The sequence below is a fragment of the Paragemmobacter kunshanensis genome (genome assembly GCF_011059185.1).
GTDB classification, from domain to species: Bacteria; Pseudomonadota; Alphaproteobacteria; order Rhodobacterales; family Rhodobacteraceae; genus Paragemmobacter; species Paragemmobacter kunshanensis.
The window spans coordinates 1-8497 of sequence record NZ_JAALFE010000051.1 but is presented as its reverse complement, the minus strand read 5'-3'; the positions used below and the strand labels follow the sequence as shown (position 1 = coordinate 8497).

At 60.8% G+C, this 8497-nt stretch carries 5 protein-coding genes; all 5 read right to left on the bottom strand.

Annotated elements, in window-relative coordinates; all coding sequences use genetic code 11:
• On the bottom strand, positions 1-3394 hold a 3394-nt coding region (locus G5V65_RS21130; protein ID WP_206526923.1), incomplete at its 3' end, for an Eco57I restriction-modification methylase domain-containing protein.
• Positions 3391-6510 carry a DISARM system SNF2-like helicase DrmD gene (gene drmD / locus G5V65_RS21125; protein WP_241250694.1) on the bottom strand — a complete coding sequence of 1040 codons (3120 nt, stop codon included), beginning with the start codon at positions 6508-6510 and terminating at the stop codon, positions 3391-3393. The genes drmD and G5V65_RS21130, both read right to left, overlap by 4 nt.
• The gene (locus G5V65_RS21120) at positions 6501-6899 is read right to left on the bottom strand and encodes a very short patch repair endonuclease (protein ID WP_165054480.1); all 399 of its coding nucleotides are present in this window, start codon (positions 6897-6899) and stop codon (positions 6501-6503) included. Before G5V65_RS21120 ends, drmD begins: the two co-directional genes overlap by 10 nt.
• Positions 6900-6912: 13 nt before the next feature.
• Positions 6913-8010: a DNA cytosine methyltransferase gene (locus tag G5V65_RS21115; protein WP_165054477.1), complete on the bottom strand. Its 1098-nt coding sequence runs from the start codon at positions 8008-8010 to the stop codon at positions 6913-6915.
• 31 nt (positions 8011-8041) lie between these two features.
• Positions 8042-8230 carry a methylation-associated defense system helix-turn-helix domain-containing protein MAD1 gene (mads1, locus tag G5V65_RS21110; protein ID WP_165054474.1) on the bottom strand — a complete coding sequence of 63 codons (189 nt, stop codon included), beginning with the start codon at positions 8228-8230 and terminating at the stop codon, positions 8042-8044.
• Between the last annotated feature and the right edge of the window lie 267 nt (positions 8231-8497).

The window sequence follows — 8497 nt, the reverse complement described above, 5'->3', positions numbered from 1 at the left end:
GTCGGCGGGGATCTTTTCCCCCGATTTCAGCAGGGCATAGCGGCGCCCGCCTTCGACGAGGAGTTGGGCGATGGCGGGTGTATAGCCACCATTTCTCGCGCCGAGCCTTACTTGAACTCTTTTGCCTTTCGGGAAATATTCTTTCTTTGGCCAACTCGTAGGCTTCTGGATAATCTCGCCGAACCTCGTCGAGACCCATCCCTTGAAAGCAAAATACAAACCGTGACGGAGCAGGATTGGGGGAACTAAGAACATCCTCACCGTTCAAAAAAGACCTGATGATTGCGCTATTGCTTGCATTCATGGATATCAGGCTGGCTGCCTCTTCTCGATCTAAGAAAAATCCCTTCCCATAAACTGTTGTGCCGAGAAATGCTTTTACTGGAGTTTCGATGCGGCTCGGCTTTTCAAAATCCGACCCAGCCCTTAAGCTAGAGTTTATGTGCTTTACATCTTCCCCATTCAACTTGCAGTGGGAGGCCCAAGTTCCCTTGATGAAGTGTACAATGCTGACATGTAGAGCTGCGGTTCCAGGCCAAGGCATTGATGCATCCGCAGAAAAAATTCGCCCAATCGCTGGAACTGCCACCTCGAGACTTGCGGCCCGAGTATCTCCCTCGGATATAGTATTGGTAACTATGATACCAACTGCACCACTTTCCGCAATAAGCGAGACTGCACGGCGAAAAAAGTATGCGCATAGATCAGTCGTGGCGCCAGCCTCTGACGTGATTGCTTTCAAGAACTGAGTATATGGGAATCCAAAATCCCTAGTAATCATCAGGCCACCTCGAAATGGTGGGTTTCCGATAATCGCGCAAAATCCGAATTTGCGTGCGGAGAAAACTTCTGGGAACTCAAGAGGCCAATGAAACGGATCACGTGTTTGCCCATCAGGCGCATCAACGCCTAGGTCGATCATTGCATCCCGTAGAATCCGATCCATCGCGGCCACGGTGCCGTTTGCTGCCGCATCTGCCAGGGCCTCGAGCGCCTGCAACCGGTCTGCGCGTTCGGTCGCGCGTGCTTCCGCCAGAATGATCCCGACGAAGGCATCGGCCACAGCCTGCGGCAAGAGAAGCGCGCGCCGTGACTCGGCATCGAGTGCGGCCATCGCATCCACATCCCCGATGTCCCGGATGGGGATGGAGCGCAGGCGGGTGCGCAGTGCGATGGCCTTGTCCACAGCAGCCTGAATGCTCCGCCCGAACAACCTGAGCTGCGTCGATCCTTTCGGGGCCATGTTAAGTTCGGTCAGCTGTCGGATGTCATGGATCCCGAGGAGGCTGTCACCGCTGCGCAGATTGTGGTCGAGGAAGCCGAAGGGCCGCCCCTTGGACATGGTGGTGAGCCAGAGCGAGAGCTTGGCCAGCTCCACGGCGAGTGGATTCTTGTCGACGCCGTAGAGGCACCGTTCCGCCACGAGGCGACGTGCGACGATCGCGCGTTCCTCGACGTCTTGCGATAGAGGATCGAAGCCCTCGGTTGCATCATCGAAGATGCGTCCTTCACTGTCGATCCGCTTGCCATTGGCCTCGGCCACCGCCCAGGCCTCGACCAGGCGGTCGGAGAGCCAACGGCACGCCTGCACCAGGAAGGCCCCGGACCCCATCGCAGGGTCGCAGATCTTCAGGTCCAGCAGGTCTTCCGCGCCCTTCAGTTCCCACTCCTCGGGCGCCTTACCTTCGGCCGGGCCGCTGTAGGCAACCGGAGTCAGCGTTTCCGCGACGATCTTCTCGGTCAGGCTCTTGGGTGTGTAGTGCGTGCCGCTCTCGCGTCGGTCGGCGCCGAGCACGACAACGAAGGCGCCCCTGTGGTGCACGAGCGGATAGCCCCAGGGGTCGGTCCGCAGGAGGGGCGCGTAGGGCAGGATACGATCTCGCAAACCGACGTCGCCACGACAGACGGTGAGCAGACGGGCGGCGAGGCGATCGTCCGCAGACCGCTCCAGAGCGTTGCGGATGGCGGACTCCGAGCGTTCGCTGCGTTCCTTCAGGAGTTCGGCTACTTTTGCCGAGCCATCCAGCCGCGCCGACTCCATTTCGCCCAGCGTGACGCGCGGGCTCTTCGCCTTTGCGCCGCTGTCGAGTTCCAGCGTGACGTCGTCGACGCGCTTCACCGTACGCTCGAGGAGACCTTCATAGACGTGCCCGATCTGCTCTACATCGAGAGCGCGGTAGGACAACGTGCGGCCTTCGAAAGTCTGGATCGCTTCCAACAGCAGCAGAACCGTGCGGTCGTCGATCGGCAGCGGCTCGGCCGGATTGCTCCGCCAGCTCGTGCCCTTCTTTCGCCCTTCGAGGAACGGATATCGATCCGGGTCGAACAGCGAACCACCGAGCGCTGGCAGGCGCAGCGTCGGATGATCGATACCGCCATACACGCCACGAAACAGGGCGAGCAGCCGAGACCAAGCAGAGCGGCGACGCTCGAGGATTTCTTCGGAATCCGCACGCAGCTGCATTCGTAAGCTGGAGATGGCATAGAAGGAGTCGTAACGGGGATCGCCGAGCAGCAGCAGGGCGCGTTCCTCGGCCGATAGCAGGAAGACGAGCCGCATCATGACCGTAAGACCGGCCTCGTAGAGCTCTCGCGGATCGACGTCGCGCAGGAGTTCGCGATTGCGATCCTGATCGGCGCGGTCGAGCGCCTGAACGAGCACTTCGACAGCGCGCCTAACCTGTTCTCCCAGCGCCTCCGTCACGTCGTCCTGGTGCTTCAGGGACCGCTCATAGAGCGCCGGCAGCTTGCCCTCGTCGGGTCCGAAGAAGCGGCGGACGCCCAGAAGGCTGACGAAGGCGCGCAGAGTCTCCGGTTCCTGGCCCCAGAGGCGCGCATACCAGCTCGCGAAGCCTGCCACGGCGCCGACGGGCGCATGGACGAGGATCCAGCGCTCGCCATTGGTGACGATCCCGGTGGGGCATCCCGTTGCCCGGAGCAGTGCGACCATCCGGTCGCCTGGGGTGATCGCGAGGCCATCGAAACGGCGCGTCGCGTCTAGATCGGTGTCCGGCTCATAGACGTGGATGAGTAGGAGTGGTTCTTCGGAGTTCGTTGGATTCACGACCGCCAGATCGGGCGCGACCGTGACCCCGTGTTCGGGCATCGAGACAGTCAGCTTCTCAGGCAGTCTCGCGCCCCTGTGCAGCACCGTCTCATCCATTTCCAGCGCGGTGACAAAAACGTCGTCGATCCAGGCGGCGTGCAGCGCTGGAAGGTCGAGGTCATCCATGTCGACGGCATCGCGCCATTCCTCATAGGTCCGACGAAGCCGCTGAGGCCGCCCGGAAGGCAGAGCTTCGAGGCCTTGCGGGAAGACATCCCGCAGCACGGGAACCGCCAGGAAGGGCCCTGAGACTTCGACGAGGTTCAGCCACTCGTGATCGTTGCTCATCCGCGCTTCTCCGTCGCGAGGGAGTTCGGAACCAGCAGCACCACGGCTACGGGGAAGGTATGCTCGACGGCATTGGAGTGCCGTTCCTCGATCGCGCGTAGCTCTTGCTCGCGCTCCTTCGGGATCCGGGCCAGGCGTGTTTCAAGGGCCGCACGGTCACGTTTGAGCTGAGTGCGTTCGTCCTCGGAGAAAAGAGAGAGCTGTACGGGTTGCTGTTCCGCCGCGATCTCGGTCTTCAGCGCTCGTTCGAGATCGTCCAGGACTTGGCGGATGTCCTCGGCCTCCTTGCGCTTCCGGGTCTCGATCGTGTTCACGAGGAAGCGTAGCCGGTCTTTCGAGCGTGCTTCGACGGCTGCCAGAACGGAATCACGCTGTTTGTCGAAGCGCGTCCTCAAGGCGTCGAACGTCGCATCCGAAAGGTCCGCAGGGTGCGACTCCTCTAGCCATCGTCGGACCTCCGTGACCCGTTCCTCTCGCCGGAAACCGGCATCGCGCAGATAGCCGCCAGCCTCCGTGAGCTCCTCGTGCAGACGATGATGGTTCCCGCCGGTCACGACGAGCCGCGACATCACCACCACGGCCGGTCCCTCGATCCGCCCATCCGGAAGCGACCGGACGGTCACGCGGTGAAGCTTCTTTACGTCGTCACGGGCCCAGATCTCCGCGCGCAGGAGCCGCAGACTCATCTGGACGAGCCGATGGTTTAGGTGGACGAGGACGACGTCATCACGGCCTTTGGCGACCTCGTGGTCGAAGGTTATCGGGCGGACCTTCTGTGTGTAGGGGTGTTCGAGACCCTCAAGGCATCGGGACCAGGAACCCGAGAGCGGCGGCATTCGGAAAACCGTGCCGTCTGGTGCACCGCCAAGAGAAATGGGCTCCAAGTCGGGTTTGTCTGCAAGACGCAGCGCAGTGCGTACCGCACGCTCGATGTGATCGGGCACGAGGCTCTGTTCGTGCCGGGTCTCGTTCAGCCGATCATGGAGTTTGGCCACACGTTCGCGTAGGTCGCGCTCCGCCTTCACGAAGCGGCGAGATTTCTCCATCCGGGCTTCGGCTTGTCTGGTGTCAAGATCGCGGCGGCGCCCTTCAAGAAGGTCTGGCAGTTGAGGCGCGATGACCGGGTTCACGCTCCCCATGTCGGCGCGCATCGCATCCAGTTTGCGAAGCGCGCGCAGGATATCGTCGCCGTGGCCTCCTTCAGCATCCACCGGGTGCCAGATGACGACCTCGCTGCCGCGTTGCCCATGGCGGTCGATGCGGCCGTTCCGTTGCTCCATCACATTCGGGTTGTAGGGAATTTCGAGGTGGATCATCAGGTGGCAGTGGTTCTGGAGATCGATGCCCTCGGAGGCGGCATCGGTCGCCAGCAGTATCCTCACCGGGGATTCCGTGGGGTTGGCCTGGAACGCGGCTTTCACGCCCTCGCGTTCTTTCGGATCCATGCCTCCATAGATGAGAGCCAATCGCTCGCCCCCGAAGCCGTGAGATGCGAGGATCTCCTGCATCCATTGCTGAGTGGCGCGATACTCAGTGAACAGGATCACCCGCTCGTTCGTCCACCTGTCGCCGTCCTTCAAGTGACTGGCCAGCCAACCTAGCAGGGCAGTGGCCTTGGCATCGGTCCGACGAGCCGCCTGTTGGGCCCAGGATCGCAATCGGTCGAGCATCCGGCGTTCTTCGTGGGTCGGTGGCCGGACATGCTTGCCCGCCTCCTCGATCGCTTCGGCCTCGGCTGCGTCCCGCTGTGCGTCGTCTGCGTAGTCTTCCTCGGTCTTCGCTATCGCCCGCCGAAGGATGCGGTCATCGAATTTCTTCTGACTGCGATCGCTATCCGCCCGACCTTCGATCGTCGCGATATGCCGCTCCAGTGTCGCTGCGAAGGCTGCGGGCGACGATGAGAGGCGCTTGCGCAGCAACTGGTGCACGAAGTGATCGACGGCCCGCCCTCCATCAGCACCGCTTTCGCGGCTCTTGATGTATGCCTCCAGCTGCCGCCTGGCGTCCCTCTCGTCCTCGCCATACTCCACTGGCAGCGCCTCGAGCCGCCGTTCGGGGTAGATGCGCTTGCCCTTCGCATCGACCAGATCGCTCTTCAGCCGACGCACCATCACTCGGGCTAGCTGAGGGTCACTGGGCATGACATTTCTCGCAAACCTCTGATCGTCGAGAAGTTCGAGAAGCGCGGTGAAGGATTCGGTGTAACCGTCGTGCGGCGTGGCGGTGAGAAACAGCTTGTGCTGGAAGTGTGGCGCGGCCAGACGAACCAGTCGTGTCCTGAGGCTTTCGACAGCATAGCGTCCGACAGTCGGCGCGACGTTGTGAGCCTCGTCGATGATCAGCAGGTCGAACTTCCTGGGATGGCTGACATGTGGGGGCAATGCGTCCCGCAGAAGACGCAAGCCTTCACCCTGCTTGGCCCAGTCCATCGACGTGATGAGACGGGGAAAAGACGTCCAGGGATTGGCGTGGAGACCTCGCTCACGGCGCAGACGCTTGACGTAGTCCGTGTCGACGATCCGGAACTCGAGTCCGAACTTCTCCTGCATCTCGGCGCGCCACTTTTCCTGCAACGAGGCAGGGCAGAGCACAAGGACCGTGTGGGCGCGGTGACGCAGGAGCATCTCTTGAACGACAAGCCCTGCCTCAATGGTTTTCCCGAGGCCGACGTCGTCGGCGATCAGAAGATTTGTGCGCGCCATGTCGATCGCACGCACGAGCGGATCCAGCTGATAGTCCTCGATGCTGACGCCGCTGCGGAATGGCGCCTGCAGATAGCCGCGATCGGCGTTCGTCGCAGCCCCCCAAACCACCGCATCAAGGAAGGCTTGAAGCGTCGAAGGGTCATCCAGACCGGTCATGCGTGGCAGCCCGGCCCGCTCGATCACGTGAGCTCCGGGCTCCAGTTCCCAGAGCACTTCAATCTCTTCACCCAGTGCATCCTCGTCGATGGATGCGAGCCGAACCAGATGCCGCTTGGGAAGTCCGGGGGCAACCGAACCGCTTTCGACCTCGGAGACGATCCATTGGCGGCGGCGAGCTTCGACCAGCTGACCCGGTTCTGGTGCGGTGGTGTGAGCTACTGCTTCGGTGAGTTCAGCCGTTGTCATCGACATGGATGGGTCCTGTTCACTCTTCGAGCATCGACAAGTTCGGCGATGCGGCTTGCGGCTTGGCTGGCGTCTTCGTGTTCCCAGACCCGGACCGTCGTCCAACCGAGGGCATGCAGTCGCTGATCCGTATCGGCATCTCTGGATCGATTGGTTTCGATCTTCTCGCGCCAGAAGTCGGCGTTGTTCTTCGGCCATGAGGCGTGCTCAGGACACCCGTGCCAGAAGCATCCATCGACGAAGACGGCCACCTTCGCGCCGCTGAAAACAATGTCGGCGACACGCCTCGGCTTCGTCAGGAGCGGAACATGAAGTCGATAACGCAACCCTCTGGCATGCAGAGCTCTGCGGAGGTCGATTTCCGCACGCGTGCCCTTCTGTCGCACGCGGGCCATCCTTCGGCTTACGTCAGGCGACGAGGGCTGAGCGACTATCATCTTTTGGGGCCATCTCCTTGTTTTCAGGCCGCGCCTGATACATTTCGATCAAATGTCTGTTGATGCTCCGACCGATCACTTCCCCAAGAGTAACCGGCACAGCATTGCCAATCATGCGTCCAAGCGTCTTGAAATGGATCGAGCCGCCCTCGGGAACAAAGGAATAGGACGTGGGGAAGCCCTGCAAGATTGCTCCCTCACGTAGTGAAATTGCCCGCTCTTGGTCCGGGTGACCGAACCTACCGTTCCCGAACCCGTAATACTGGGTCGTGAGCGTCGGTGAGGGAGCGTCCCACTCCATGCGGCCGTAAACGCCCGGATAAGTTCTCCCGCTTTCTTTTCGATGGCAGTCGGCAACGAGGTCTGCCGGCCAGTCTCGCCAAGTCCCGCCCGGCTTTGAGGCACGAATGCGTTCGATGTTCAGGGGAGACAGCCTTGAGGCGGTATGGAGCGCATCTGCATCGTGGCTCTCGCCATGGGAAATTGGCGGAAGCCTCCCAATCGCCTCGCGAACTGTGCTAACCTTACGCCCATCTGGTTCGATAACGTGGATCGGTCCCAGCCTAGAGGCGAGCAAGACCATGCGTTTCCGGGTTTGCGGCAGCCCATACCTCGTACAGTCAATTACGCCTCGATGGACGACGTAGCCTTGGCTTTCGAGAGAGGCCGAAAAATCGTCAAAGACGGTATGCTTCACGACAGTCGGAACGTTCTCCATAGTCACGATTTCCGGCTGCAACTCCCTCACAAGACGATCGAACTGATAGAGAAGCCCCCAGCGAGGACTGCTCAGAACATCGTACCTTTGCGAGTAAGTGGAAAAGGGCTGGCAGGGAGCACAGCCTGCGAGGACCTTTATCTCTGCGCTGCCGTAAAGTTCCTTCAACCGACCACCAGAAACTCTGCTGACGTCTTCATTGATGAACTCAGCAGAGTTGTTGAACTCGAAAGGATGTCGGCAAGTCTCTTCGACGTCGACGCCAGCGACAACATTAATGCCTTCTCGTTGCAGGCCATGGGTAAGCCCCCCAGCACCGCAAAAGAGGTCAATGCACGCTACGTCTCTCATCTGAACTCAATCTCCCTTGGCGACTATGGGCTCACGCCTTGAAATCATCTGCCGCCCTGCCGGTCCTAACCCATCCATCAACTTCGTCAGACTTGAATTTCCAAAGCCTCCCAACCTTGTGCGCGGGCATCTCTCGCTTGGCTATCCACCCGTACACGGTGTCCCGGCTGACCCCGAGGTAATCTGCGATCTCCTCAACGGAGAGCCAACGATCAGTCATGGATCGACCTTTCCAGGTCCAGCGTGCCCGCACATGTCTAACTTTTGCACGGGGTCTTGACCGAGTAAACCGGAATAAGAGGTATCAAGTCGGTTTTGGTCGACGCGGCCATGGAGCGCGTGCAACCGTTACCACCATGGGAACCGCCAGGGATGGTGGCGGTACATTTGAGCATCGCTTGCCAGTCCACAGCGGTTGCGCAGCATCCGTCAGAGCTCGACACTGGCACGAGAGAGAGTTCGATATTTGTTGCACTTCCTCCGCCAC